This is a genomic window from Chromobacterium sp. IIBBL 290-4 (assembly GCF_024207115.1).
Taxonomy (GTDB): Bacteria; Pseudomonadota; Gammaproteobacteria; order Burkholderiales; family Chromobacteriaceae; genus Chromobacterium.
In genome coordinates, this window is record NZ_CP100128.1 from 5,033,018 (window position 1) to 5,056,755 (window position 23,738).

Sequence of the window (23,738 nt, forward strand, 5' to 3'; positions counted from 1 at the left end):
TAGCAGACCGGGAGTCGCGCCATGGATGCCCAGAGTTTTCAGCGTTTTCTTGCCCAACTGGATCAGCTCACGCTCAAACAGAGGAGCTTGCTGTCTTCTGCGCTTAAACATCCCACTCACCATGACGCCATTCAGGACGCCTTGCCTGACCTGACGGCTTGCCCACACTGCCAGGCCGAGGCCAACCAGTTGGCGTTATGGGGCTGGAGCCGAGGCCTGCGGCGTTATCGCTGCAAACAGTGCCACCGGACCTGCAATGCCTTGTCGGGCAGTCCATTAGCCAAATTGCGCAAGGCCGATCGCTGGCTGAGCTACGCCCAAGCACTGCAGGATGGCTTGACCGTGCGAGCAGCCGCTCGTGCATGCGGCATCAGCAAGAACACGGCTTTCCTATGGCGGCATCGCTTCTTGCATCGCGCATCAGACCATCTGGCGGCGCAAGCCCGAGGCATCGTCGAAGTAGATGAAACCTTCATTCTGGAATCATTCAAAGGGCAGCGGTGCCTCCCCCGCGCGCCGCGCCAGCGGGGTGGCGTCAGCCAAACACGGGGAACCGGGCCGGATCAGATTCCCATCATGGTGGTGCAGGACCGAGAGGGACATATAGCGGACTTCAAGTTGAAGAAGCTCAATGGCGCTCATGTGGAAGCGGCTTTAGCCCCGTTGGTGGATAGCGACGCCATCCTGTGTTCGGACGGCGCAGCGGTGTACTCGACCTTTGCCAGGCAGCATGGCATTACCCATCGAGTCGTGCATGCCAAGACGGGACAGCGGGTACGCGAGGGGGCGTTCCATATCCAGCATGTGAATGCCTACCATAGCCGCTTGAAGCTTTGGATGGCTCGATTCCACGGGGTTGCCACCAAATACCTTGAAAACTATCTGGGGTGGCGACGGATGCTGGAGCGCTATCAGCAAACCATGCAGCCTTGCCACTGCTTGCAGGAGGCAGTGGGTCGTCCCTTGCAACACATTATTGGGACATAGCCTTTTTTTTGCCTGAAGGCGCTGCCGTCCCCCCCGGAAACAGAGGCCTTTTACAAGGCGCGGGCTCTCCGCAGCAATCAAGTTCGGGATGTTTACTGATTCATGACAGTTCAGCATGGCGGCGCGCCCTGCTCCCGCATGCCCCAGCGTTCAGCGCCGAGCGGGAACCAGCGGCGAATAGTCTGCCGGCAATGGCGGACGCTGCGGGCTGGCGGCGTTGCCAAAATTCGAACCCATGCGGATCGCGGTGGCGGAACGGTTAAACAGCCCCAGTTGGTTGGCCGGCCGTTCCGCGGTTTTCGCGGAGCGGGCAAGCTCGGCCGCGCCAGCCTCCCGGGGCCGGGCTCCAGCCGGCGTCAGTTGCCGGCTCAAGCATTCGTAGGGGAGCGTGCGCACGCCGTCGACCACCACCGCCACGCAGGATTCGGAGGGCGCGCTTTCGGTGGCCGACACGGCGCCGCTTGCGGCGCACAACAGCGCCATTCCAATCAGCTGACGGTTCATGGCAAGACTCCTTATCGGCAAATGCCGAATATCAGTATGACGCAGCCACGGCCGCTCCTCCATGGCAATTTCGCTTTGCAATGTTCGGGATATTTTTTAACTCACATGTCATTACGGTGCTGTATTGTTCCCGTCAAGACATAAATAACGGGTGGGGCGCTTCAACTCGACTCCACCTTATATCCGTGAGCATCCAGGCCGCCCGCACGGATGCGCGCCTTCTCGTTCCATCAGGACGAATGCGAAGGCTCGTTATTCGGCTCGCCGGGATGGATGGGCAGTAGAGAGGCATCCATGAAGAGAATGACAGCCAAGCACAAAAGCAGAATCGGCGCGACTGGCAACAGAGTGAGCATGACCGAGCTGGACGACAAACTGTCCGAGTGGGTCGGCGTCGCCAGAAAAGTCGGCTCGGTGATCGTCGATCGCTATGACTCGCCATGGGTCTGCATCGTGGACTATCCCACCTGGAATGAAATCAACAATCTGCGCTCCTACATCCCCGACCCCAGCCATGCTCTGGTGATGTTGCGCGAGCGGATCGACGAGGCGCTCGACGCTGAGGCCGATGCCTTGAGCGGATTAAGCGAGCGCTGCGCCAGCCGCGTGGCGGCGGCGTTCGTGATCCGCGCCTGGGTGCTGCAGATCGTATATTCCATCGGCTGCCCGAAGATTGTCCGCCAAGCGCTGATCTACAACATGCTCTGGCGATGGTTCGTCGGCTATGCGGCCGCCTCGGCCCCATTGCCGGATGCCGAAGCCTTCATCCGCGATATGCGGCTCGTCAGCGCCGATGCGCGCGTGGTGAAAGCGGTCTACTGCTGCTTGTCCAGTCATGTGTCCACGCATGTGGAGGCCTGCGAGTTCAGCGTCAATTTCGGTTTGCTGCACGCCCTGCGCGACCACTGCGCGCCGGCCTTGCCGCCGGACCATCGCGACGCGGCCCTGCAGGAAGCGGAGGAGCGAGAACTCTCAGTTCCGGCTTGACCGCAGCGCCATCCATCCATTCATCGCCATAAAGCCGCTTGCCGCTTGCAGGCCCCCGTGCGCCTGCAAGGCGGGATGCCGCGCGCGGCCGGGATGGAAAAATCCGAGGGAACGGCGCCGCCGTCAAGCGCCGCTTGCTCATTAGCAATTAACCAATCAGGGGTGTAGCGTCGATGCAGCATGGAGTTTCATTTTCAGCGACCAGCAGGCCGCGCCGGCAGGCGCGGACCTTGCGCCTTGCCGGTCTGGCGCTTGCCGTCTGCGGAGCGCTTCACGCCGCGGCGGCTCAAGCCGGCACGGCCGCGCCCGCCGCCGCGGAAAAGCCCGCCGCGTCCAGCGTGACCATTTACGAATACATCGTTCGCGGCAACACCACGCTGGATAGCGAGGCGATAGAAAACGCGGTGACGCCCTACCTGGGCCCGGACCGCGCCATGGCCGACATCGAAGCGGCGCGCGACGCCCTCCAGAAAGTCTACAACGAGCGGGGCCTGCAATCGGTATACGTGGACCTGCCCGAGCAGAAAGTGGTCGGCGGCGTAATCATCCTGCAGGTGACCGAAACCAAGATCGGCCGCGTGCGGGTGACCGGCGCGCGCTACCACTCGCCCTTGGAAATCCGCGATCAAGTGCCGGCGCTCAAGGAGGGCGAAGTGCCCAACTTCCAGCTGGCCCAGGCGCAACTGGGCGAGCTGAACCGTTCGCCCGACCAGCAGGTTCTGCCCGCGGTGAAGCCAGGACAGCTGCCTGGCACCATGGATGTCGATCTGAAGGTCGACGACAAGCGTCCCTGGAGCGCCAGCCTGGCCCTGAACAACGACTACAGCGCCGACACCTCCAAGCTGCGCGCGATGGCGACGCTAAGCCATAACAATCTCTGGCAATTGGGACACTCGGCATCGCTGACCTATTTCACCGCGCCGAACCACAGCGACGACGCGAAAGTGCTGTCCGCCTCATACTCGCTGCCCTTGAGCAAACGCTGGCGTCTGGACCTGTCCGCCTTCAAGAGCGACAGCAATGTGGCGACGCTCAACGGCACCAATGTGCTGGGCAAGGGGCATTCGTTTTCCGTGGCGGGAAACTATGCCTGGGAGCCGATCGGCGACTGGCGCCACTCGGTATCGGCCGGCCTGGAGTTCAAAGACTTCAACGAAGGCCTGAAATTCGGCTCGGATCAACAGAACGTGCCGATCCGCTACACCCCGTTCACGCTTTCCTACAGCGGTTTCCGCGCCGCCGAATCCTCGCAGTCCGCTATCGACCTGAGCCTGGCCGGCGCCTCGCGCAGCTTCTTCAGCATCGGCAGCCAGGACAAGGAGTTCAACGAGAAGCGCTGGCTGGCCAATCCGAGCTTTCTGGTGTTCAAGGGCAACCTGAGCCATACCCAGGACATTTACCGCGATTGGCAGGCCATGGGCCGCCTCTCGTTCCAGTTCGCCTCCGGCCCGCTGGTGTCGAACGAGCAATTCTCCGCCGGCGGCGCGACCAGCGTGCGCGGCTACTACGCGGCCGAACGCACCGGCGACGCCGGCTACCTGCTGAGCGCCGAACTGCGCACCCCGTCCATCGCCCCCTGGCTGGGCGGAGCGGTCAGCGAGTGGCGCTTTTACGCCTTCGCAGACACCGCCGGCACGCGCCTGCTCCAGCCGCTGCCCGAGCAGACCAGCCATTACCAGCTGGCCAGCGTCGGCCTCGGCACCCGCATGCGGCTGCGCGACTGGCTTTCCGCCGGCCTCGACTGGGCGTATCCGCTGCGCGACGGCTCCAACACGAAAAAATACGACCCGCTGCTGAATTTCAACCTACGCGCCAGTTATTGATCAACACAGAGCCATTCCGGAGTCCTTCACGATGTTACGCACACTCCCCTGCTTGCTTGTCTTGATGATGAGCATTCTCTTGCCCTCGCTGTCTTTCGCCGCGGACTGGTGGCAGGAAGACTGGAAGTTTCGCAAACAGATTTTCATCGACACCACGCCCAAGGGCGGCAACATCAGCGCGCCGGTCGGCCGCGCGCCGGTCCTGATGCGGCTGCACTCGGGCAATTTTTCCTTTGACGGCGCCAATGAAAAAGGAAGCGACCTGCGTTTCGTCGCCGCGGACGGCAAGACCGTGCTCAATCACCAGATCGAGAGTTTCAACCCAGCGCTGGGCATGGCCACCGTCTGGGTGGACGTGCCTGCGATCAAGCCGGGCGAGCGCCAGGAAATCTGGATGTACTACGGCAACAAGGCCGCGCCGGACGCCGCCAACGGCCAGTCCGTGTTTGATCCCAATTACGTCCTGGTCTATCACTTCGGCGGCGGCGCCGACGCCATGCCGCGCGACGCAACCGCGTATGCCAACCACGCCCAGAAGGCTGTCGGCGCAGCCACGGACGGCGTGATCGGCCGCGCGCTGCAACTGGCCGGCCAGCCGCTGATCTTGCCGGCCTCCCCTTCGCTGGCTGTGCCGGCCGGCGGCGAATTCACCTTCAGCGCCTGGCTGCGCGTCGCCCAGCCCAAGGGCACGCAGCTGATCTATGCCCGCCGCGACGCCGGCAATGCGCTGCTGATCGGCTTGAATCAGGGCGCGCCTTTCGTTGAAATCAACGGCCAACGCAGCGGCCCGGCGCAAGCGCTCGCCGCCGGCGCCTGGCAGCATCTGGCTGTGACCGCCCGCGGCCAGCAGGTGCAGCTGTTCGTCAACGGCCATCCGGCCGCGTCGCTCGCGGCCGCCTTGCCTGCGTTCTCATCCGCGGCGGCCATCGGCGGCGATGCGCCGACAGCCAATAGTGCGACGGCGTCCAGCTTTGCGCCGTTCAGCGGCGCGATCGCTGAAGTGCGCATCTCCAAGGTGGCGCGCCCCGAGCCGCTGATCCTGGCCGACGCCATATCCCAAGGCAAGGAATCCCGCCTGCTGCAATACGGCGCCGACGAGGAGCAAGCCGGTTTCGGCTTCGCCGGCCTGACCTTCCTGATCAAGGCGGTGCCCTTCGATGCCTGGATCGTGCTGGCCATCCTGGCGTTCATGATGGCGCAGACCTGGAGCATCATGATCGTGAAATTCCGCCGCACCAAACGCTTGCAGACGGCCAACGACGCCTTCCGCGAAGCGTTCTCCCGCGTCGGCATGCATCTGGAAATGCTGGCCGACGACGCCCGCGCCGAGGGCGCGCTCAACAACGCCTCGCTGTGGCGCTTGTACGCCGCCGCGGTCAATGAGCTGCGCATCCGCCGCCAGCAAGGGGCCGACACCACGCTGATCTCCAGCGCGACCATTGAAGCGATCCGGGTTTCCATGGATGCCGTGCGCACCCGGGAAACCCTGGAACTGGGCTCCCGCCTGGGCACCCTGTCCAACGCCATCGCCGGCGGCCCCTACATCGGCCTGCTCGGCACCGTGCTCGGCATCATGGTGGTGTTCCTCGGCACCGCGATGGCCGGCGACGTGAACATCAACGCGATCGCGCCGGGCATGGCCGCGGCGCTCATGGCGACGGCGGCCGGCCTGTTCGTCGCGATTCCCGCCCTGTTTGGCTACAACCGCATCATCGCCCGCAACAAGGAAATCGGCGCGGACATGCGGGTTTTCGTCGATGAGTTCGTGGCCCGGCTGGCCGAGGCGCATGGAGAAGGCCAGTCCATGGAAATCGCACGCATGCAGCTGCGCGCCAGCGCTGCCGCCGCTCCCGCCACCGCGACTGAATAAGGAGAGACGAGATGGCTTCCGTTTCCTCGCAAAACGACGGCGACGACGATATGCCCGTCGACGGCATCAACATCACGCCGCTGGTCGATGTGCTGATGGTGGTGCTGGTGATGTTCATCCTCACCGCCACCGCGCAGATCGCCGGCATCAAGGTGAACCTGCCCAAGGCCTCCTCGTCGACGGCCTTGTCGCAGCCCAAGACCAAGGCGATTTCGATCAACGACGCCGGCGCGGTGTTCCTCGATGCCTATCCGGTCACGCTGCCCGAGCTGGAAGACAGGTTGCGCGCAGAGAAGGCGCTCAATCCGGACTTTCCGATCATCGTGCGCGGCGACGCGGTGGTGCAATACCAGAAGGTCGTCGAGGTTCTCGATCTGCTGCGCCGCCTGGAACTGTCGCAAGTCGGTCTGGTGACCGGCAAGCCGAACTGAACGCGAGTGATGCCGTGACTGATTGCAAAACCTATCCGCCGAACGACGACGGTCTTGGCGATCTGTTCTCGAAACCGGCGCCGCCCCCGCCGCGGCGCATGAAAAACCTTGCGCTGGGCGTGGCCGCCCTGGCGGCGATAGCCGTGGCGGCCTATCTGGTCTGGCAGTGGGCCAGCAGCATCGCCAGCGTGCAGCGCAAGCCGCCGGAACTGACGACGATCATTCCGCTGCCGCCTCCGCCAGCGCCGCCGCCCAAACCGGAAACGCCGCCTCCGCCGGATAAAAAGATGGTCGAGCCGGAACCGGTTCCGGTGCCTTCAGAGGCGCCGAAACCGGCGGAGGAAGCGCCGCCGAAACCGGCCGACACCACCGCCGACCCGATGCAGATGAACGCCGATGCGCAGTCCGGCAGCGACGCATTCAACATCGGCGCCGGCACCGGGCACGGCTTGGCCGGCTCCGGAGGCGGCGGACGCATAGGCAACGCCACCTACGGCCAATACCTCGGCTATGCGCTGCAAAAGACGCTGCGCGAAACCGACAGCACCCGGCTGCTGGTGTACCGGATGAACGTCGACCTCTGGATCAGCCGCGAAGGACAGGTGACGCGCGTCGAAATGGCGCAGTCGAGCGGCGACAAAGACATCGACGAGAAAGTGCTGGCCGTGCTGCGGCGCACCGTGTTCGACCAGCGTCCGACCACGAGCACCACCATGCCGGTCAAGGTGGCGCTGACCAGCCGCCGGCCTTCGTGAATGCAAGCTAAAGGCAAACCCTGATTTCCCTGTGGAGCAGATGAACATGATTTTCCAACCCACCCGGCTGGCCAGCATGCTGGCGATCGCCCTGACCTTCGGCGCCGTCCAGGCGCCCGCCTATGCCAACGCGGGCGACAAAGGCGACGTCACAGTCGAGTTGATCGAGCTATTGGTGCAGACCGGCGTGCTCAAAAAAGAACAGGCCGACGCCCTGCTGAAGCGCGCCCAGGCCAATGCCTTGGCTAAAACCACGCCGCCGGCCGCCGACCTCGGCGCTGCGCTCGCGCAGCCTGGCGATGTGCGCGTGCCCTATATTTCTCCGACGGTGCGCAAGCAGATCCAGCAAGAAGTGAAGGCGGAAATGATGGAGCAGGCGCGCGCCGAAAACTGGGCGCAGCCGAATACCTTCCCGGACTGGGTATCGCGCATCACCGTGGAAGGCGATATGCGCGTACGCAGCGAGTCGCGCCTGTTCGACAGCCGCAACAGCAATGAAATCATCGACTTTGCCGCCTTCAACGGCAAAGGGCCGACCGCGACCGTTGTCGGCAATCAGCAAAACCCCTTCGACCTGCCCTATCTCAACACGCGCCAGGACCGCCGCAATCTGTGGCGTTACCGCGCCAGACTGGGCGTGAAGGCGGCGATCAGCGACGACTGGAGCGCCGGCGTCCGCCTGGCGAGCGGCAGCGACAAGAGCCCGGTGTCGACCACCGACGGTCTGGGCGATGGCATGAGCAAGAAGCAGCTCTGGCTGGATCAGGCCTACATCGCCTACCAGCCGGCCAAGTGGGCATCGCTCGCCGCCGGCCGCGCGGCCAATCCCTTCCTGTCCACCGACACCCTGTTCTCCGAAGACCTGCAGTTCGACGGCCTGTCGGCGAAGCTGTCCCATGACATCGGCGGCGGTCCGGTCAGTGTGTTCGGCAACTTTGGCGCTTTCGCGCTGGACTATGCCAAAACCCCCTGGAGCACGGAAACCAGCTCGGAAGGCAAGAGCGAGAACAAGTGGCTGTTCGGCGCGCAGCTGGGCGGCAAGTGGAAGCCCAACAACGAGCACACGCTGACCGGCGCGCTGGCTTATTACAGCTTCCAGAACATCGCCGGGCAACGCTCCTCGCCCTGCACGCTGTACAGCAAGTCCGATGTCTGCGACAGCGACTGGTCCAAGCCCGCCTTCATGCAGAAGGGCAATACCCTGTTCCTGCTGCGCAATATCCAGCAATGGTCGACCGATCCGAGCAAGTGGAACGAATGGCAGTATGTCGGCCTCGCCTCCCGCTTCAACCTGCTGGACGTGAACCTGTCCTGGGATGCCCGCTTGTTCGACGACATGGGCTTGCGCGTAGACGGCAACTACATCCGCAACCTGGCCTACGACAAGGACGACATGATCCGCCGGGCCGGCGGCCTGGCCAATATCGCGACCAATGTGGCCGGCTCGCAGTCCAGCGGCGCGACCGACATCGAGAGCGGTCCCAACGCCTGGATGCTGCAGGCGGCTTTCGGGCGCGGCCTGAAGCTTGAAAACGCCAAGGACTGGCGTGTTTTCGCCGGTTACAAATACATCCAGCCCGACGCGCTTCCGGACGGATACAACGACAGCGGCTTCCATCTGGGCGGCACCAACGCCAAGGGCTACTTCCTGGGCGCGTCGTACTCCTTCGTCAAAAACGTCTACGGCCAGTTCAGCTGGAGCAGTTCGAAGGAAGTGTACGGCGCGCCGCAGTCCATCGACATGCTGCGTTTCGACCTGAACGCGCGTTTCTGACGGAGGCCCGCTCATGACCAAGTCTTTACGCACCACCGCCATGTGGGCCGCCGCGCTGATGCTGGCGCTGCCCTCCGCCAGCCAGGCGCAGAGCGCCGAGGAGCGCCTGCGCGCGCAATTGCGCGCCACCGCCCAGCAATTGCAGGACCTTCAGGGCCAACAAGCCCAGCAGTCCGCGGAGAAAGCGGCAGCCCAGGCGGAGCGCGATGCCGCCAAGCAAGAACTGGCGACGCTGCGCCCGCAGCTGGATGCGCTGCGCAAGCGAGCCGAGCGCCTGGAGAGCGATCAGGGCGCGGTGCGCCGCCAAGCCCAGGCGCAAGCGGTAGCGATCCGCGAAACCGCGCAGAAAGCGCAGGAGGACCATCAATCGCTGACCCGACAGGCGGCGCTTGCGCAGAAGGAAGCGGAGACGCTCAAGGCAAGACTGGACGAACGCGACGGCGCCTACCAAGCCTGCGCGGCCAAGAATCGGGACATGTATCAGGCCGGCCGCGAACTGCTGAGCGCCTACGAGGCCTTCGGCACAGCCGATCTGCTGGCCTTGCGCCAGCCGTTCTCCGGCAGCGCGCGCGTGCTGTTCGACGAGAAAACCCAATCCTTCGGCGATCGACTCTATCAAAGCCAGCTTGGCGCCGGCTCGCAGCCTGCCGCCCAGCAAGGACAATAAAGGCCAGCGGCCGATTTTTCACCATCAGGAAGCGTAGGAAGCAAGATGACCGAAACAACGATGATTCAAACAATAAGCGTGGAGCGCCTGCAAGCGCTGTTCCAGTCCATGGGCTACCGTGTCACGGTCTCCGAACATGGCGGCATGCGCCAGTTGCTCAGCGCCTCGCAAGGCATAGGCTTCTCGGTCCGCCCGGGCAACCCCGCGCAGGCCGAGGGAGAATTCATCGACTACACCCTCAGTTGCCCCTTGCAAGTCCAGGGCGAACTGCCCGCCGATCTGACCGAAAACTGGAACATCGACAAGCGCTTCGCGCGCCTGACCCGCCAAAGCGGTTTCCTGGTGATGGAGATGGATGTGGTCGTGGCCGGCGGCGTAGGCGAAGCTTATCTGCGCGCCACCATAGAGCTGTGGGACCGTTTGCTGCAGGAACTGATCCTGTTCCTGCGCGACTACGCTTCCGCTCAGCAACAGCCTGGCGCCGGCGAGGCCGCGCATGCTGAAACCAACGTGGCCGCCGCTGCCGCGGAGGAGCTGGCGCAATGACGACCCTGCGCACCCCTTGCCTGGGCCGTGCGGCGGCAATCATCAGTGCCTTGCTGGCGCTGCACGCGCCGGCAGCCTGGGCCGCCGACAACGCGGTGGCGACAGCGGGCGCCGCGACCGTCACCCGCCAGGAGGCGGAAGCCCTGCTCCTGACGCTATCGCCCCCGGAGCGCAAGCAGTTGGCCGGCAATCCCATCGTCCTGGAGCAGTGGGCCCGCGCCCGGCTGGCCGATCAGTTGTTGCTGGGAGAGGCGGCGGCGAAACAGTGGAGCACGCGGCCCGAGGTCGCCGCCCAGATCGAGGCCGCGGCACGGGAGATCACGGCGCGCGCCTACCTCGCCTCGATCAGCCAAGCCCCCGCCGCGTATCCGTCCGAGGCCGAACTGACGGAGGCATACCACCGCCTCAAGGGAGGGCTGCTCAAGCCGGCCGAATTTCGGGTCAGCCAGATTTTCATTCCGGCTCCGGTCGACGATGCGGCGTCTCTGGCGGCGGCGCGCAAGCAGGCCGCCGACGCGGTGAAACAAGCCCGCCAGCCCAAGGCCGACCTCAGCCGCCTGGCCCGCGAGTACGACAAGAGCGCCAAGCCCGCCTCATCCGATACCGGATGGGTCGCGCTGGAGCAATTGCTGCCCGAGGTGCGGCCCGTCGTCGCCAGCCTGAAGCCCGGGCAGGTGTCGGAGCCGGTACAATCGGCGGCCGGCCTGCATGTGCTCAAGCTGGTCGACAAACGCGAGCCGCAGCCGGCGACGCTAGACGAGGCCCGCGACATGCTCAGGGCCAGCTTGCGCCAGCAGCGGCAAGCCGAAATGGCTCGCGCCTATCTTGCGCGGCTTGCCGACGGGCCCGCCGTCAAAGTGGATACCGAGGCGCTCAAGCGCATACTGGATCATGAAGACATCGCGGCCGCGAAGCCCTAAGGGCGGCCTGGGCGGCATGCTCAGCCGCCTGCGCGCCCACAGCCGCCATATGCTGGCCGGCGGCCTGCTGGGCGCGTGCCTGGCAGGAGGCGGGCCGGCTCTCGCCGATCAGACAACCTCGCTTTCCGGCGCGCCGCAGGACTGGCTGGCCTATGCCGACCATGTCCGCGCCCGGATCGAGGAGACCTTGTCCTCCGATGAAGCCGCCGCCGACAGCCAGGTCGCGTGGTCCGTGGTGGCGCGGGTATGGGTAGACCGGTACGGCACCGTATCCCGGCTTGCCTTGGCGGAGCCGGCCGATGAGCGGCTGAGCGCAACGCTGCAAGCCTTGCTCGTCGGGATGCCGGTGGGCGCCGCGCCCCCTGAAAGTTTGCGGCTGCCCATGACCTTGCGGCTGAGCCGCGCAGTCCAGCAGGATTGACAGACGCGCATGGGCAGCCGGCCCGTCCATGCGCGTTCAGCCGGTTTATCCCGCCTTCACCGCCCAAGTGGCGATGAAGGTCGGCAGATAGCGGTCGATCAGGAAACGCGGCCTGGGCTGACACTCTTCCAGATAATCGCGAATCAACAAGCCGGCGGCGGTCTGGCCGCCTATCAGGTCGGCCAGGCTATGGCCGAACACCAGCGCCTCGCCGCGCGCGAGCTTGGCCGCCCTCTCCTCTGCCGGCAAATCCCGCAGATCCGAATACGGAATGGCGAAGCGCGGCTTGATCAGCCCCTGCTCGGCATAGGCCGGATCGCGGTCGGCGACGAACAGCACCGGATTGTAGAAACTGGCCAGCAAGCTGCCGCCCGGCCGCAGCACCCGCGCGCACTCGCGCCAGACGGGCTTCACGTCCGGCACATACAGATTGGAGATGGGGTGGAAGACGCAATCGAAGCTGCCGTCAGCGAAGCGGGAAAGATCGCTCATATCGCCCTGCTCCAGCCGGAGCGCCAAGCCTTCCCGCGCGGCGATTTGCCGGTCGCGCGCCAATTGCTCATCGGAAACGTCCAGCACTGTCACCCGCGCGCCGGCGGCAGCCAGCAAGGGCGCTTGCTGCCCTCCTCCCGCCGCCAGGCACAGCACCTCTTTTCCACGCAGCGGATCCAGCCAGCCTGCGGGCAAGGCGGAAGGCGTCAGACGGCAAGCGGACAGGTCGCCGCCGCGGGCTTGCCGGATCGCGGCCGCGTCCACCGGGCGCGACCATTCGCAGTCGGCGCGCGCCTGGCTGTCCCACACGCCGCGATTGTGTTCGATAAGAGAATGATTCGAAGAAATTGTCATGATGGCTTCCTGCCGATAACGATGGGGAAAACCGCCAGGCGGCCTGAAGCCAAGCGCGTGTATGCGCAATGAGGCCCAGGCAGAGTGGGATACGGACGAAACAGCGGCAATGCGGCCGTTCGCTCGCGCCGGCGGCGTGAGGAATGGGGATGGAGATCATCCAGGCATTACAGGCTCATTTCGTGCGCGCTCCTTGATGAAGGGAATGAGAGGGTGCGGGGCCGGCCAGAACACTTCAAGCCGAAACAAAATGACTATATCATCATGCTATTTCCGGCGCCAGCAAACTGGCTTGCCGGACCGCCGATCTCACTCGCCTGAGGAGAAACTGCCATCATGCGGCGCATCGCCCTGCTCGCGCTTCTGCTGCCTTTGCTCGCCCTGGCCGGGCCGACCGTGAACATCGCGCTGGAAGACACGGACAACCGGCCTTTTGAATATCCGGACGGAGAAGGCGGCCTGACAGGCTTTCATATCGAACTGATCCGGGTCATTGGCCTGAAACTGGGCTGGAGCACCCGCTTCCGCCCCTTGCCCTGGGGCCGGGCCGAAAGCGAGCTCGCCTCCGGCCGGGTGGACGCCGTCAGCTATATGGCCGAATCGGCGGCCCGCAAAGACTACGCCTTGTTTCTTCCCGACAATCAATTGCATCGCCAGCGGGTTGCGCTGTACGCGCTCGCGGACAAGGCTAAGCAGATACGCTACACGCCGCCGCTGATCAATATGCTGGAGAAGTACCGGATAGGCGCGGGCAAAAGCTATTTTTACAATGAGCAGATCAATGCTTTGATCAAGCAGGACAAGCGGATCGACCAACGAGCGCTGACCGCGCTGCAATTGATGGAAATGCTGCGGGCGAACCGTTACGACCTGGTACTGGCTACTGCCGACGCCAAACAACAGCTATCGCGCAGCCGCCCCGACTTGGCCGCGCAAATCGCGTCGCTGCCCGGCGTCGAGTTCGGCGATACGCCGGTCTATCTGGCCTTCGGCAAAAAAGGGGACGCGCCGCGGCTGGCGAAAGACTTTGCCCGCGCTTGCGCCGCCTACCGCAAAACTACCGACTACCGCCGCTTGCTGAGCAAATATCAACTTCCGGAATAATGACGGGACGGTTGCGGCCAGTCCAAAACGCTCAGGACACGCCGCGGCGCTCGTACACCGCTTGCGCCAGCGTGCTCAGATCGACGTACTCCAGCTCGCCGCCCACCGGCATGCCGCGGGCGATGCGGGTCAGCGTCAGGCCCCGGTCCTTGAACAGCTCGCTCAGCATATGGGCGGTCACCTCGCCCTCGGCGGTGAAGTTGGTGGCGATCACCACCTCGCTCACCTTGCCGTCCAGCGCCCGCGGCAACAGCTTGTCCAGGTTCAGGTCTTTGGGGCCGATATGGTCGAGCGGGGAAATCCGCCCCATCAGCACGAAATACAGGCCCTCATAGCACTTGGCCTGCTCCAGCATCATCAGATCGGCCGGCATCTCGACGATGCACAGCTGATCCTGCCGCCGCTCTTCGTCGGCGCAGATGGGACACAGCTCGGCCTCGCTGAAAGTATTGCAGCGCTGGCAGTGGGTCAGCCGGGTCAAAGCCATGTCCAGCGCGCGGGCCAGCTTGTCCGCGCCCTGCTTGTCGCGCTGCAGAAGATGAAAAGCCATGCGCTGGGCGGTTTTCGGCCCGACGCCTGGCAGCACCTTCAAGGCGGAGATCAATTGTTCCAGCGCGGGGGGATTTTTCATCGACACGGCGGCAACCTGCAAACGAGACAGCGTCGAGAGACGCGGAAACCAAACACGGCGCCCGCAGGCAACCGCCCGCTATCGCGCCGAAGAAAAAGGCCCGTCGCCGGGCCCTGGGATCAGAACGGGAACTTCATCCCGGCCGGCAGGTTCATGCCGGCGGTGAAACCGGACATGCGCTCCTGCGACGTGGCGTCCACCTTGCGCGCCGCGTCGTTGAAGGCGGCGGCGATCAGGTCTTCCAGCATTTCCTTGTCGTCCATCACGCTGTCGTCGATGACGACGCGCTTGATGTCATGGCCGCAGGTCATCACGACCTTGACCATGCTGGCGCCGGCTTGGCCTTCCACTTCCACCTGGGCCAGTTCTTCCTGAGCCTTTTTCATGTTTTCCTGCATTTGCTGGGCCTGCTTCATCAGGCCTGCGATTCCAGCTTTACCGAACATCGCGGTCACTCCTGTACGGGTTGAATGGTCTCGATGAGCAGCGTGGCGCCCAACTCGCGCACCATCTGCTGCACCACCGGATCGTTTTGCAAACATTCTCGGGCGATGGCCAGTTGTTCCTGGCGCTGGCGGGCGCCCACCATCGCTGGGGTTTCCATGCCCAGCTCTTCCACCGTCACCGTCAATTCCACCGGCTGGCCGAAACGCTCGGACAGGGCGGCTTTCAATTTTTCCTGGTAGTCGCGGCCGCTCATATGGCGGAAGCTCTCCGGCACCGCCAAGGCCAGCCGCTTGTCGCTCCAGCTCTTCAGCACCGCATTGTGCGCCAACATCCGCGCCGCGCCCAGCTTGGCGCCCAAATCGGCCACCAGGCGCTGCCAATCGCCATCGAAGCTATAACTGGCCGCCGGCTCGTCTTCCAGCGGCGGCATTTGCGCATACTCCGGCAACTCGTCGCCGCCGGACTGCTGCCACGGCGAATCCAGCACCTCTTCCTCTTCGCGCTCGTCTTCTTCCGGCTCCGCGGGTTTGGCCGCCGGCGGCGTCGCGGCCGGACGCGGCTCCGGCCTGGATTCTACCTTGGGCGGCTCGCTCGGCCTGGCCGGCTGAGGCGCGGGCCGCGCAGGCTCAGGCTCCGGCTGGGCCGGCTCCGCTTCCGCCTTGGCCGGCTCCGGCGATTCCTGCCGCGCCGCCGGCTTGGCCTGGCTATTGGCGAGGCCCGCGGCCTGCAGCGCGCGCGCGGCCGGCGACATGCCCCGCTCCGCCGGCGCGGAAGCGGTTGCCGCCATCGAAGCGGCCGCCGCGGCCGGACGTTGGACTGGCTGCGACGGTTTGGCCGGCGCGGCGCTTTCCGCCACGGCGTTGACCGGGTGGAAGGCCAGCATGCGCAACAAGGCCATATTGAAGCCGGCATGCTCGTCCGGCGCCAGGGCCAGGTCCTTGCGGCCATGGATGGCGATCTGATAATACAGCTGCACGTCCTGCGGCGCGATGGCGTCGGCCAGCGCCAAAATGGTGTCGCGCTCCGGCTCGTCGTCGGCCAGCGCCGCCGGCACCGTCTGCGCCAGGGCCAGTTGCTGCAGCAGCACCGACAGCTCGGACAGCGCGGCGTCGAAACTGATGCCGCGCTCAGCCAGCTGGTCCGCCTCGGCCATCAGCGCCGGGCCGTCCCCGGCCGACAGCGCCTGCAGCAGGCTGAACAGGTAGCGGCGGTCCACCGCGCCCAGCATGGCGCGCACGCCCTCTTCCTTGACATCGCCCAGGCCATAGGCGATGGCCTGATCCAGCAGCGACTGCGCGTCGCGCATCGATCCAGACGCGGCGCGGCCCAGCAAGGCCAGCGCCGGCGCTTCGTAATGAATGCCTTCCACGTCCAGCATGTGGGCCAGATGGCTGGACACTTGCTGCGGCGTCATATTGCGCAGCGAAAACTGCAGACAGCGGCTCAGCACCGTCACCGGCACCTTTTGCGGATCAGTGGTGGCCAGGATGAATTTCACATGGCCCGGCGGCTCTTCCAGCGTCTTCAGCATGGCGTTGAAGGCGCTCTTCGACAGCATGTGCACTTCGTCGATGATGTACACCTTGAAGCGGCCCATGGTCGGCGCGTATTGGGCGTTTTCCAGCACCTCGCGGATATTGTCGATGCCGGTATTGGACGCGGCGTCGATCTCCAGCAAGTCGACAAAACGGCCGGCATCGATCTGGCGGCAAGCCTGGCATTCGCCGCAAGGCTCGGCCGTCGTGCCTGTTTCGCAGTTCAGGCTCTTGGCCAGAATGCGGGCGATGGTGGTCTTGCCCACCCCTCGGGTGCCGGTCAGCAGGTAGGCGTGGTGCAGCCGCTGTTCTTTCAGCGCGTTGGACAGGGCGCGCACCACGTGCTCCTGGCCGACCAGGTCGGCGAAGCGCTTGGGACGCCACTTGCGGGCAAGGACTTGATAGCTCATGGGGGCGGATTTTAATGGCAATTGCCGCGCAAGGCGACTGCTTTCGCCTTGCGCGGACGGCAGGCTCGCGCGGATGGCCGCGCGGCCCAAGACTTTACTGGGCGGCGGAAGCCGGCTCCGGCAGCTTTTGCGCCAGGGAGGCGTAATAGCGCTGGCGCAGCTGATCGGCGATTTCCTGCACCGCCTTGGCGTACAGCGTGCTGCGGTTATAGCGGGTGATGGAGTAGAAATTGTTCAGCCCCAGCCAGTATTCGGTCACGCCCGGCGAGGTTTCCAGCGAAAACAGCACCGCCGGCACATTGTCCGCCAGCGGCGCTTGCGGCGCGATGCCCATCTGGCGCAGCTCGCCCACGGTGTAGTGCAGATTGAATTTGTCCGCCAGCAGCTTGTCGATCTGCGGGCCCGGCACCACGCTGGCCGGCACCACCACGTCGTCGCCATGCTTCCAGCCGAAGCGGCTGAAATAATGGGCCACGCTGCCGATGGCGTCATGCGGATTGTTCCAGATGTCGCGATGGCCGTTGCCGTCGAAATCCACCGCCCACTTGCGGTAGCTGGACGGCATGAACTGCGGCAAGCCCATGGCGCCGGCGTAAGAGCCCTTCAGCGTCAGCGGGTCCTTGCCCTCTTCCTTGGCCAACAGCAGGAACTGGGTCAGCTCGCCGCGGAAATACTCCGCCCGGCGCGGGTAATCGAAACCGATGGTGGACAGCGAGTCGGCCAGCCGGAAGCTGCCGGTATTGCGGCCGTAATGGGTTTCCACGCCCAAAATGGCGACCACCACCTCGGGCGGCACCTGGTAGAGCTGCTCGGCGCGGGCCAGCGCGTCGGCGTTGGCCTGCCAGAACGCCACGCCGTCGGCGATGACCTTATCGCTGACGGTGGAGGCGCGGAACTGATACCAGGGACGCGAGGTGGACGGCTTGTCCAGAATGCGGATGATATTGGGCTTCAATTCGACATTGGCGAACACCGCCTCCAGTTCGGGACGGTTGAACTGGCCGGTGGCCACCTGCTCGTCGATATAGCGCTGCACGTCCGGGCGGGCCAGGAAGGCCGCGTCGGCCTGGGCTTGCGGCGCGGTGAAGGCCGCGCCGGCCAGGGCGGCGGCGATGGCCAGTTTCAACATCGATTTCATGGTTTTGCTTTCTTGTATGAGCGTAGGCGCGGTTTCATTCGCGGAAGGACAGCGCGTTGCCGACCAGCCGCGCGGTGATGTCGACGATGGGGATCACCCGTTCGTAAGCCATGCGGGTGGGTCCGACCACGCCCAGCGTGCCGACCACCTGGCCGTTGATGCAGTAAGGCGCGGTCACCACCGAGCATTCGTCCAGCGTCATTACGCCAGACTCCTCGCCGATGAAAATGTTCACGCCATGCGCGTCGCGCCCTTGCGACAATAGTTTCAATAATTCGGTCTTGCGTTCGAACACGCCGAACAGCTCCCTCAGCCGCGACAGGTCGTCGGACAGGTCATGCACCTGCAACAGCCGCGCGCCGCCGCTCACCACCACGTCCTCGCCGCTTTGGGTCAGGGTTTGCTGGCCCAGTTTCACCGCCGCCGCCATCAGCTCGGCGATGTCGCCCTGCAGCTTGGCCAGTTCGCTCTCCACCCGCAGCGCCACCGCGTTCAGTCCCTGCCCGCTGTAATGCTGGTTGATGAAATTGGCCGCCTCGATCAGTTCCGACGGCGTATAGTCGCGCTCGGTCACCAGCAAGTGGTTCTGCACGTCGCCGTCCAGCGTCACCAGAATCATCAGCACCCGCTTTTCGGACAGCCGCAGGAATTCGATCTGGCGGAAGGCCACGTCGCTGCGCTGCGGCGTCAGCACCACGCCGGCGAAGCTGGTCAGCTCGGACAATAGCGAGGACGCCGCCTGCACGATGCGCTGCGGGCTGTCCGGCTGCAAGGTGTGCTCCAGCTCCAGCATGGCAACCTGATCCAGCGGACGGATGGTCAGCAGTTGATCGACGAACAGGCGATAGCCGCGCGCGGTGGGCACCCGGCCGGCCGAAGTGTGCGGCGAGGCGATCAGCCCCATGTTTTCCAAATCGGCCAGCACATTGCGCACCGTGGCGGAAGACAGCTCCACGCCGGGCAGCAGCGACAGCGTCTTGGAGCCGACCGGCTGGCCGTCGGCGATATACCGTTCGATCAGGGCCTTGAGCAGATGTTGGGCGCGTTCGTTCATCATGTCCCCATTGTACACATCCTGATGCGCGTCAAAACAGCCTGCGGCAAGACTTTACGCCGGACGGGTGCCGCTTCGCGCCGCCAAGTGGCTGTCCCGGCTCTGGATTTCTGCGATAATCGCCCCATTATTGGTCCGACCTACCCCATTTGGAGACAGCATGGCTTCCGAAGACAAGAGCAAGGCCCTGGCCGCCGCCCTCGCCCAGATTGAAAAGCAGTTCGGCAAGGGCTCGATCATGCGCATGAGCGACAACCAAATCACCGAAAACCTGCAAGTGATCTCCACCGGTTCGCTGAGCCTGGACCTGGCGCTGGGCGTCGGCGGCCTGCCGCGCGGCCGCGTGGTCGAAATCTACGGCCCGGAATCGTCGGGTAAAACCACCCTGTGTCTGCAAGTGGTGGCCGAAGCGCAAAAACTGGGCGGCACCTGCGCCTACATCGACGCGGAAAACGCGCTGGACCCGATCTACGCCCAAAAACTGGGCGTGAGCGTGGAAGATCTGCTGATCTCCCAGCCGGACACCGGCGAACAGGCGCTGGAAATCTGCGACATGCTGGTGCGCTCCAGCGGCGTGGACGTGATCGTGGTGGACTCGGTGGCCGCCCTGGTGCCGAAGGCTGAAATCGAAGGCGAGATGGGCGACAGCCACGTCGGCCTGCAAGCCCGTTTGATGAGCCAGGCGCTGCGCAAGCTGACCGGCAACATCAAGCGCACCAACACCCTGGTGATCTTCATCAACCAGATCCGCATGAAGATCGGCGTGATGTTCGGCAACCCGGAAACCACCACCGGCGGCAACGCGCTGAAGTTCTACGCCTCGGTGCGTCTGGACATCCGCCGCACCGGCGGCATCAAGAAGGGCGAGGAAGTGGTCGGCAACGACACCCGCGTCAAAGTGGTGAAGAACAAGGTCTCCCCGCCGTTCCGCCAAGCCGATTTCGAAATCCTGTACGGCGAAGGCATCTCCCGTCCGGGCGAAATCATCGAACTGGGCGTCAAGCACGGCTTCATCGACAAGTCCGGCGCGTGGTACGCCTACAACGGCCAGAAGATCGGCCAGGGCAAGGACAACACCCGCGAATGGCTGAAGGCCAACCCGGCGATCGCTGAGGAAATCGAGCGCAAGATCCGCGAAGCGGTGGGCGTGAAGATCGAAATCAACGAAAACCAGGGCGACGAAGAAGAACTCGCCGACGACGCCTTCGATGCCTGATGGCGGAGCAAGGCAAAAGCCTGAAGGCGCGGGCCGCCGAACTGCTCTCCCGCCGGGAATACACCCGGCAGGAGCTGTTTCGGCGGCTCGCGCCTTTTGCTGACAGCGAAGAGCAGCTGGAAACCGTTCTGGACGAGCTGGCCGCGGCCGACTGGCAATCGGACGGCCGCTTCGCCCAGCAATTCGCCAGCAGCAAAGGGGCCAAGTTCGGCAGCCGGCGCCTGGCGCAAGAAATGCGCCAGCGCGGCGTGGACAGCGAAACCATACGCGAAGCGCTGACCGGCCAGAACGACCTGGCCAGCGCCCGCGAGCAGTGGCGCAAGAAGTTCGGCCGCCCGCCGGCCGACGCGGCGGAAAAAGCCAAGCAATACCGCTTCCTGGCGCAACGCGGCTTCCCCTCGGACGTGATCCGGCAAGTCTTGGCCCGCGGCGCCGACGACGATTTCGACTTCCCCGAGGACTGAGCCATGAGCGCGCGCAGCATCGCCACCGAAATCGATATCGCCGCCGACGCGGCGCAGGTGTGGCAGGTGCTGGCCGACTGGCGGCGCTACCCGGAATGGAATCCCTTCATCGTCGGCCTGCACGGCCGCCACGCGGCCGGGGCCAGGCTGGTGGCCACGATACAGCCGCCGGGCAGCCGCAGAATGACTTTCCGGCCGACGCTGCTGGAGTTCGCCGCGCCACGCCAATGGCGCTGGCGCGGCAAATGGCTGATTCCCGGCCTGCTCGACGGCGAGCATCATTTCCGGCTGGAGCCGCTGGAAAACGGCCATACCCGCTTCCATCACGGCGAAACTTTTTCCGGCCTGCTGCTGCCGCTTTTCGGCGAAAAAGGGCTCAATGCCGCCCGCCGGGGCTTCGCGCAGATGAACCAGGCGCTGAAGCGGCGCTGCGAAGCCCTTGCCAGCCAGGCTTCGGCTTGACACAATCGACGGATTCGTCCCGGCACGGCGCCCGGACCAGATTTGAAAAATTGACCAAAACACATGAAAACTTCTGAAATTCGCAAGAAATTCCTGGATTTCTTCGCCTCCAAAGGCCACCAGGTCGTTCCCTCCAGCAGCCTGATCCCGGGCAACGACCCGACGCTGATGTTCACCGTCGCCGGCATGGTGCAATTCAAGGACGTGTTCCTGGGCTTTGAAAAGCGCGACTACACCCGCGCCACCACCAGCCAGAAATGCCTGCGCGCGGGCGGCAAGCACAATGACCTGGAAAACGTCGGCTACACCGCGCGCCACCATACTTTCTTTGAAATGCTGGGCAACTTCAGCTTCGGCGACTACTTCAAGCGCGACGCCATCACCTTCGCCTGGGAATTCCTGACCGGCGAGCAATGGCTGGCCCTGCCCAAAGACAAGCTGATGGTCACCGTCTACGCCTCCGACGACGAAGCCTACGACATCTGGCACAAAACCGTTGGCGTGCCGGCCGACAAGATCGTCCGCATCGGCGACAACAAGGGCGCTCCCTACGCCTCCGACAACTTCTGGACCATGGGCGACACCGGCCCCTGCGGCCCCTGCACTGAGATCTTCTACGACCACGGCCCGTCCGTGGCCGGCGGCCCTCCGGGCAGCCCGGACGAGGACGGCGACCGCTTCATAGAGATCTGGAACAACGTCTTCATGCAGTTCAACCGCGACGAAGCCGGCACGCTGCACCCGCTGCCCAAGCCCTCGGTCGACACCGGCATGGGCCTGGAGCGCCTGTCCACCGTGCTGCAGCAGGTGAAGTCCAACTACGAAACCGACGCGCTGGCCTGCCTGGTGCGCGCCGCCGCCCGCGAAACCGGCGTGGCCTACAGCCAGGACGTGCCGTCGCTGAAAGTGATCGCCGACCACATCCGCGCCTGTTCCTTCATGATCGCCGACGGCATCCTGCCGTCCAACGAAGGCCGCGGCTACGTGCTGCGCCGCATCGCCCGCCGCGCCATCCGCCACGGCTACAAGCTGGGCCAGAAGGGCCTGTTCTTCCACAAGATCGTCGCCGACCTGGCCGCCGAAATGGGCGAAGCCTATCCGGACCTGCGCGAGAAGCAAGCCCATATCGAAGACGCGATCCGCGCCGAGGAAATCAAGTTCGCCGAGACGCTGGAAAACGGCATGGCCCTGGTGGACGCCGCGCTGGAAGGCGGCAAGACCGCCCTGGACGGCGACACCATCTTCAAGCTGTACGACACCTTCGGCTTCCCAGTGGACCTGACCGCCGACATCTGCCGCGAACGCGGCATCCACGCCGATCTGGAAGGCTTCGAGCGCGCAATGGAAGCCCAGCGCGAGCGCGGCCGCGCCGGCTCCAATTTCAAGATGACCGGCAAGATCAGCTACAGCGGCGACGACACCTGCTTCCACGGCTATGACAAGAACAGCGTGGACGCCAAGATCCTGGCGCTGTACAAGGGCACCGAGCCGGTTGAATCGCTGGCCGCCGGCGACGAGGGCATCGTGGTGCTGGACAACACCGCCTTCTACGCCGAAGGCGGCGGCCAGGTGGGCGACGTGGGCGAAATCTCCGCCACCGGCGGCCTGGACGCGCTGTTCGACGTGGCCGACACCCAGAAAATCCAGGGCGCGGTGTTCGGCCACAAGGGCAAACTGGCCCGCGGCGCACTGAAGGTAGGCGACACCGTCACCGCCACCATCGACCTGCATCAACGCCTGGCCAGCGCCCGCAACCACTCCGCCACCCACCTGCTGCACGCGGCGCTGCGCCATGTGCTGGGCAGCCATGTAGCGCAGAAGGGTTCGCTGGTGAACCCGGAACGCACCCGCTTCGACTTCGCCCATGGCGAGGCCGTCAGCGCTGAGCAGATCGCCGAGCTGGAACGCGTGGTCAACCACGTGATCGCGTCCAACTACGAAGTGAAGGCCGAGCTGATGAGCATGGCCGACGCGCAGAAATCCGGCGCGATGATGCTGTTCGGCGAAAAATACGGCGAAGAAGTGCGCGTGCTGACCATGGGCGATTTCTCAGCCGAGCTGTGCGGCGGCACCCACGTCAAGCGCACTGGCGACATCGGCCTGTTCAAGATCGTGGCCGAAGGCGGCGTGGCCGCCGGCGTGCGCCGCATCGAAGCCGTGACCGGCGCGGGCGCGCTGGCTTATATCCAGGCCCAGGACGCGCTGATCAAGGAAGCCGCCGGCGCGCTGAAGGCGCAGACCAGCGAGGAAGTGCTGGCCAAGATCGCCGCGCTGCAGGACAACGCCAAGGCGCTGGAGAAAGAGCTGGCCAAGCTGAAGGGCCAACTGGCCGCCTCCGCCGGCGACAGCCTGGCCGACAGCGCCGCCGTGATCAACGGCGTCAAGGTGCTGGCGGCCGAGCTGCCCGGCGCCGACAACACCGCGCTGCGCGAAACGCTGGACAAGCTGAAGGACAAGCTGGGCTCCGCCGCCATCGTGCTGGCCGCCAAGGGCGACGGCAAAGTGGCGCTGGTGGCCGGCGTCACCGCCGACCTGACCGGCAAGGTCAAGGCCGGCGAGCTGGTCAACTTCGTCGCCCAACAGGTGGGCGGCAAGGGCGGCGGCCGTCCGGACATGGCCCAGGCCGGCGGCACCCAGCCGGAAAACCTGGACGCCGCGCTGAAGGGCGTGGAAGCCTGGGTGGCCGGCAAGCTGTAAGCCGGTTATCCTGACCATCCTTAGCCAAACGGCCGCATGACTTGCATGC

At 64.8% G+C, this 23,738-nt stretch carries 23 protein-coding genes; 16 read left to right on the forward strand and 7 right to left on the reverse strand.

All coding sequences use genetic code 11. From position 1 onward, the window contains the following. Window positions 1-21 precede the first annotated feature (21 nt). Window positions 22-987, forward strand: coding sequence for an IS1595 family transposase (locus tag NKT35_RS23600; RefSeq protein WP_254293992.1), 966 nt, complete (start codon window positions 22-24; stop codon window positions 985-987). Between the two features lie 150 nt (window positions 988-1,137). On the opposite strand, the gene NKT35_RS23605 is transcribed toward NKT35_RS23600, so the two are convergent. Continuing rightward, entirely contained in the window at window positions 1,138-1,491 is a 354-nt protein-coding gene (locus NKT35_RS23605; RefSeq protein WP_254297701.1) for a hypothetical protein, read from the reverse strand. 354 nt (window positions 1,492-1,845) lie between these two features. Between NKT35_RS23605 and NKT35_RS23610 the strand changes: the two genes are divergently transcribed. The 10 genes from NKT35_RS23610 (at window position 1,846) to NKT35_RS23655 (ending at window position 11,685) form a co-directional block, all read left to right on the forward strand. Further along, window positions 1,846-2,478, forward strand: coding sequence for a transposase (locus NKT35_RS23610; protein WP_254297702.1), 633 nt, complete (start codon window positions 1,846-1,848; stop codon window positions 2,476-2,478). Window positions 2,479-2,708: 230 nt separating this feature from the next. Beyond that, a complete protein-coding gene (locus NKT35_RS23615; RefSeq protein WP_254297703.1) occupies window positions 2,709-4,301 on the forward strand; it encodes a ShlB/FhaC/HecB family hemolysin secretion/activation protein in 1,593 nt (530 codons plus the stop codon). Window positions 4,302-4,332: 31 nt separating this feature from the next. Next, entirely contained in the window at window positions 4,333-6,171 is a 1,839-nt protein-coding gene (locus tag NKT35_RS23620) for a DUF2341 domain-containing protein (protein ID WP_254297704.1), read from the forward strand. An 11-nt stretch (window positions 6,172-6,182) separates the two neighbouring features. After that, window positions 6,183-6,602: an ExbD/TolR family protein gene (locus tag NKT35_RS23625; RefSeq protein WP_254297705.1), complete on the forward strand. Its 420-nt coding sequence runs from the start codon at window positions 6,183-6,185 to the stop codon at window positions 6,600-6,602. A gap of 14 nt (window positions 6,603-6,616) precedes the next feature. Beyond that, window positions 6,617-7,357 carry an energy transducer TonB family protein gene (locus NKT35_RS23630; protein WP_254297706.1) on the forward strand — a complete coding sequence of 247 codons (741 nt, stop codon included), beginning with the start codon at window positions 6,617-6,619 and terminating at the stop codon, window positions 7,355-7,357. 46 nt (window positions 7,358-7,403) lie between these two features. Then, a complete protein-coding gene (locus NKT35_RS23635; RefSeq protein WP_254297707.1) occupies window positions 7,404-9,131 on the forward strand; it encodes a putative porin in 1,728 nt (575 codons plus the stop codon). A 13-nt stretch (window positions 9,132-9,144) separates the two neighbouring features. Beyond that, the gene (locus NKT35_RS23640) at window positions 9,145-9,798 is read left to right on the forward strand and encodes a hypothetical protein (RefSeq protein WP_254297708.1); all 654 of its coding nucleotides are present in this window, start codon (window positions 9,145-9,147) and stop codon (window positions 9,796-9,798) included. Between the two features lie 45 nt (window positions 9,799-9,843). Next, the gene (locus tag NKT35_RS23645; protein WP_254297709.1) at window positions 9,844-10,344 is read left to right on the forward strand and encodes a YbjN domain-containing protein; all 501 of its coding nucleotides are present in this window, start codon (window positions 9,844-9,846) and stop codon (window positions 10,342-10,344) included. Beyond that, window positions 10,341-11,264, forward strand: coding sequence for a peptidylprolyl isomerase (locus tag NKT35_RS23650; protein WP_254297710.1), 924 nt, complete (start codon window positions 10,341-10,343; stop codon window positions 11,262-11,264). The genes NKT35_RS23645 and NKT35_RS23650 overlap by 4 nt, the downstream gene beginning before the upstream one ends. Then, complete coding sequence (locus NKT35_RS23655; protein ID WP_254297711.1) at window positions 11,236-11,685, forward strand: hypothetical protein; 450 nt, start codon at window positions 11,236-11,238, stop codon at window positions 11,683-11,685. The genes NKT35_RS23650 and NKT35_RS23655 overlap by 29 nt, the downstream gene beginning before the upstream one ends. Window positions 11,686-11,730: 45 nt before the next feature. Here NKT35_RS23655 and NKT35_RS23660 read toward each other — a convergent pair whose 3' ends face one another. Continuing rightward, window positions 11,731-12,531 (reverse strand): class I SAM-dependent methyltransferase, encoded by an 801-nt coding sequence (locus tag NKT35_RS23660; protein WP_254297712.1) that lies wholly within the window; start codon window positions 12,529-12,531, stop codon window positions 11,731-11,733. Between the two features lie 336 nt (window positions 12,532-12,867). Here NKT35_RS23660 and NKT35_RS23665 point away from each other — a divergent pair, with 336 nt between their 5' ends. Continuing rightward, entirely contained in the window at window positions 12,868-13,635 is a 768-nt protein-coding gene (locus NKT35_RS23665) for a substrate-binding periplasmic protein (protein ID WP_254297713.1), read from the forward strand. Window positions 13,636-13,666: 31 nt separating this feature from the next. On the opposite strand, the gene recR is transcribed toward NKT35_RS23665, so the two are convergent. The 5 genes from recR to hrcA all read right to left on the reverse strand — a co-directional run bounded on the left by recR (window position 13,667) and on the right by hrcA (window position 18,853). Further along, complete coding sequence (gene recR, locus NKT35_RS23670) at window positions 13,667-14,266, reverse strand: recombination mediator RecR (protein WP_254297714.1); 600 nt, start codon at window positions 14,264-14,266, stop codon at window positions 13,667-13,669. A 119-nt stretch (window positions 14,267-14,385) separates the two neighbouring features. Next, on the reverse strand, window positions 14,386-14,712 hold the full coding sequence (locus tag NKT35_RS23675; protein WP_254297715.1) for a YbaB/EbfC family nucleoid-associated protein: 327 nt from the start codon (window positions 14,710-14,712) through the stop codon (window positions 14,386-14,388). Between the two features lie 5 nt (window positions 14,713-14,717). Further along, window positions 14,718-16,658 carry a DNA polymerase III subunit gamma/tau gene (dnaX, locus tag NKT35_RS23680; RefSeq protein WP_254297716.1) on the reverse strand — a complete coding sequence of 647 codons (1,941 nt, stop codon included), beginning with the start codon at window positions 16,656-16,658 and terminating at the stop codon, window positions 14,718-14,720. A 94-nt stretch (window positions 16,659-16,752) separates the two neighbouring features. Continuing rightward, the gene (gene mltB / locus NKT35_RS23685; protein WP_254297717.1) at window positions 16,753-17,796 is read right to left on the reverse strand and encodes a lytic murein transglycosylase B; all 1,044 of its coding nucleotides are present in this window, start codon (window positions 17,794-17,796) and stop codon (window positions 16,753-16,755) included. 34 nt (window positions 17,797-17,830) lie between these two features. Continuing rightward, window positions 17,831-18,853 carry a heat-inducible transcriptional repressor HrcA gene (hrcA, locus tag NKT35_RS23690; protein ID WP_254297718.1) on the reverse strand — a complete coding sequence of 341 codons (1,023 nt, stop codon included), beginning with the start codon at window positions 18,851-18,853 and terminating at the stop codon, window positions 17,831-17,833. A gap of 157 nt (window positions 18,854-19,010) precedes the next feature. On the opposite strand from hrcA, the gene recA reads away from it, so the two are divergent. The 4 genes from recA (at window position 19,011) to alaS (ending at window position 23,689) form a co-directional block, all read left to right on the forward strand. Next, the gene (gene recA / locus NKT35_RS23695) at window positions 19,011-20,066 is read left to right on the forward strand and encodes a recombinase RecA (protein ID WP_254297719.1); all 1,056 of its coding nucleotides are present in this window, start codon (window positions 19,011-19,013) and stop codon (window positions 20,064-20,066) included. After that, complete coding sequence (gene recX / locus NKT35_RS23700) at window positions 20,066-20,530, forward strand: recombination regulator RecX (protein WP_254297720.1); 465 nt, start codon at window positions 20,066-20,068, stop codon at window positions 20,528-20,530. Before recA ends, recX begins: the two co-directional genes overlap by 1 nt. Before the next feature lie 3 nt (window positions 20,531-20,533). Then, a complete protein-coding gene (locus NKT35_RS23705; protein WP_254297721.1) occupies window positions 20,534-20,992 on the forward strand; it encodes an SRPBCC domain-containing protein in 459 nt (152 codons plus the stop codon). 63 nt (window positions 20,993-21,055) lie between these two features. After that, window positions 21,056-23,689, forward strand: a complete 2,634-nt coding sequence (gene alaS / locus NKT35_RS23710) for an alanine--tRNA ligase (protein WP_254297722.1) — start codon at window positions 21,056-21,058, stop codon at window positions 23,687-23,689. The last annotated feature ends 49 nt before the right edge of the window (window positions 23,690-23,738 follow it).

Bases quoted from the DNA above. Each gene is read 5' to 3' on its own strand.
- NKT35_RS23600 (WP_254293992.1), top strand. From the start codon at position 22: ATGGATGCCCAGAGTTTTCAGCGTTTTCTTGCCCAACTGGATCAGCTC.
- NKT35_RS23605 (WP_254297701.1), bottom strand. From the start codon at position 1,491: ATGAACCGTCAGCTGATTGGAATGGCGCTGTTGTGCGCCGCAAGCGGC.
- NKT35_RS23610 (WP_254297702.1), top strand. From the start codon at position 1,846: ATGACCGAGCTGGACGACAAACTGTCCGAGTGGGTCGGCGTCGCCAGA.
- NKT35_RS23620 (WP_254297704.1), top strand. From the start codon at position 4,333: ATGTTACGCACACTCCCCTGCTTGCTTGTCTTGATGATGAGCATTCTC.
- NKT35_RS23625 (WP_254297705.1), top strand. From the start codon at position 6,183: ATGGCTTCCGTTTCCTCGCAAAACGACGGCGACGACGATATGCCCGTC.
- NKT35_RS23635 (WP_254297707.1), top strand. From the start codon at position 7,404: ATGATTTTCCAACCCACCCGGCTGGCCAGCATGCTGGCGATCGCCCTG.
- NKT35_RS23640 (WP_254297708.1), top strand. From the start codon at position 9,145: ATGACCAAGTCTTTACGCACCACCGCCATGTGGGCCGCCGCGCTGATG.
- NKT35_RS23645 (WP_254297709.1), top strand. From the start codon at position 9,844: ATGACCGAAACAACGATGATTCAAACAATAAGCGTGGAGCGCCTGCAA.
- NKT35_RS23650 (WP_254297710.1), top strand. From the start codon at position 10,341: ATGACGACCCTGCGCACCCCTTGCCTGGGCCGTGCGGCGGCAATCATC.
- NKT35_RS23655 (WP_254297711.1), top strand. From the start codon at position 11,236: ATGAAGACATCGCGGCCGCGAAGCCCTAAGGGCGGCCTGGGCGGCATG.
- NKT35_RS23660 (WP_254297712.1), bottom strand. From the start codon at position 12,531: ATGACAATTTCTTCGAATCATTCTCTTATCGAACACAATCGCGGCGTG.
- NKT35_RS23665 (WP_254297713.1), top strand. From the start codon at position 12,868: ATGCGGCGCATCGCCCTGCTCGCGCTTCTGCTGCCTTTGCTCGCCCTG.
- recR (WP_254297714.1), bottom strand. From the start codon at position 14,266: ATGAAAAATCCCCCCGCGCTGGAACAATTGATCTCCGCCTTGAAGGTG.
- NKT35_RS23675 (WP_254297715.1), bottom strand. From the start codon at position 14,712: ATGTTCGGTAAAGCTGGAATCGCAGGCCTGATGAAGCAGGCCCAGCAA.
- dnaX (WP_254297716.1), bottom strand. From the start codon at position 16,658: ATGAGCTATCAAGTCCTTGCCCGCAAGTGGCGTCCCAAGCGCTTCGCC.
- mltB (WP_254297717.1), bottom strand. From the start codon at position 17,796: ATGAAATCGATGTTGAAACTGGCCATCGCCGCCGCCCTGGCCGGCGCG.
- hrcA (WP_254297718.1), bottom strand. From the start codon at position 18,853: ATGATGAACGAACGCGCCCAACATCTGCTCAAGGCCCTGATCGAACGG.
- recA (WP_254297719.1), top strand. From the start codon at position 19,011: ATGGCTTCCGAAGACAAGAGCAAGGCCCTGGCCGCCGCCCTCGCCCAG.
- recX (WP_254297720.1), top strand. From the start codon at position 20,066: ATGGCGGAGCAAGGCAAAAGCCTGAAGGCGCGGGCCGCCGAACTGCTC.
- NKT35_RS23705 (WP_254297721.1), top strand. From the start codon at position 20,534: ATGAGCGCGCGCAGCATCGCCACCGAAATCGATATCGCCGCCGACGCG.
- alaS (WP_254297722.1), top strand. From the start codon at position 21,056: ATGAAAACTTCTGAAATTCGCAAGAAATTCCTGGATTTCTTCGCCTCC.